Source organism: Gordonia jinhuaensis (assembly GCF_014639795.1).
Taxonomy (GTDB): Bacteria; Actinomycetota; Actinomycetes; order Mycobacteriales; family Mycobacteriaceae; genus Gordonia_B; species Gordonia_B jinhuaensis.
Genome location: NZ_BMGC01000092.1, coordinates 1 through 1,400 on the forward strand (window position 1 = coordinate 1; position 1,400 = coordinate 1,400).

Annotated in this window: 1 protein-coding gene; it reads right to left on the minus strand. The window is 60.6% G+C overall.

What is annotated here, in order from left to right; all coding sequences use genetic code 11:
- Nucleotides 1–102: 102 nt before the first annotated feature.
- A partial coding sequence (locus IEW22_RS19755) for a hypothetical protein (RefSeq protein ID WP_229742937.1) occupies nt 103–1,400 on the minus strand: 1,298 nt, incomplete at its 5' end.

The following is a 1,400-nucleotide window of genomic DNA, read 5'->3' on the forward strand; positions in this document are numbered from 1 at the left end:
CGAACTCAACGAACGCCCCCGACAGACACTCGGCTTCTACACCCCACGCGAAAAGTTCGAAGCCCTCCTACGAGACAACGTTGCTTGCACGGGTTGACGGCTCTACCGGTTGAGAAGTTGCTCTTCCCAAGCGACTTCGAGGTCATCGTGCCAACAGCCCTTGACCTCGATCGGCAAGACTATAGGTCCGGCAGTCGCGTCCGGCCCTATGGCGTCGATGCGCAGGTCGGTTCGCTCGCCGATCCCGTGCTCTCTGTTATTTCGAACTTGCACCTCTCGGTTCACTACCGCTCCTTCAAGAATCACTTGAAGCCTGTTGCGCAGATAGTCGGAGATCTCGTCCTCTGACTTCGGACGCTTTGAGTAGGTATCCCACAAAAGAGGCGCTTCGGGTGTGTCCCCTTGCAGCGCGGCTTGGACGTCACCCAACGCCGCCACTGTGGCAGACCGGAGGTCCAACGCCGTGCGTATCGGTCTCCGACGCGGATCGACGGCGAGTTCGTCGAGGTCGTCCACGGTAAGCGGCCTCCACTGTTTAACTGCGTGATTTCTTCGCGCGATCGCAAGTGCCCAGTCAAGTCCAGACATTCCGGGTTCCGCCTGGTGGATGCGGTTCAGTGCGTCGATATCTGCTGCAGTGGCCGACTCAATGAGGCGCTGCACCAGAGTATTCCGCCACATCTCCGCGAAGTCACGGGAGTCTAGAAAGTGGGCAACCCCGGGTCCCGTCAGATCCGGCATGCCAATGTTGGCGCGAAGCCACAAATAGAGGTCTGCGAGACGGTCGGCGCTGAGCGCCGGCGCGCGATAGCGGCTGGCATCGGCGAGTCGGCAGAACAAGTCCTGTGCCCAAGAAATGTCGCCATCTGCCCGCGACCAAATATCATTCCAGACGGGTTCGGGGTCGTGGTGAAACAATGCGACGCCGGCACGAATCGACGCTTCACGCGAATCGTCGTCGGTGTCTCGCAATTGGTCGATCAAGAGCGGCCGCACCAGTTCCATGTGGTTGTCTGTCAAGAAGCGAAGGATTTCCCACTCCGCGGGTCGCTGGGGTATCCGAATCTCGTAGCCGTCGAGGAGAGCTTGTGCGAAAGCCGGTGTGTCGAGCAGTTCCAGCTCGGTGGCGAGGTGGATGTGTTCCTTGGTCTCGACGGCGGCGCCGATGAGCTGCAGCATCTGGTCTTCGAGGCGGGCGCGTATGTGTGGCATGGCCATATCAAAGAGCACCGACTTGTCCGCCGTGTCGTCTGCCCTTCCCGATACAGGAAAGGCGAGCATCGCCCGCGCCCATCGCGGCTCTTCGAAGTTAGCCGGGCACTGCTCAGCAGTGGAATTGCTGGATGTTGGCCCGCTGGGCGCGGGTGCAGTGGAATCGTATCCGGCGCCGCGAGTTCTCG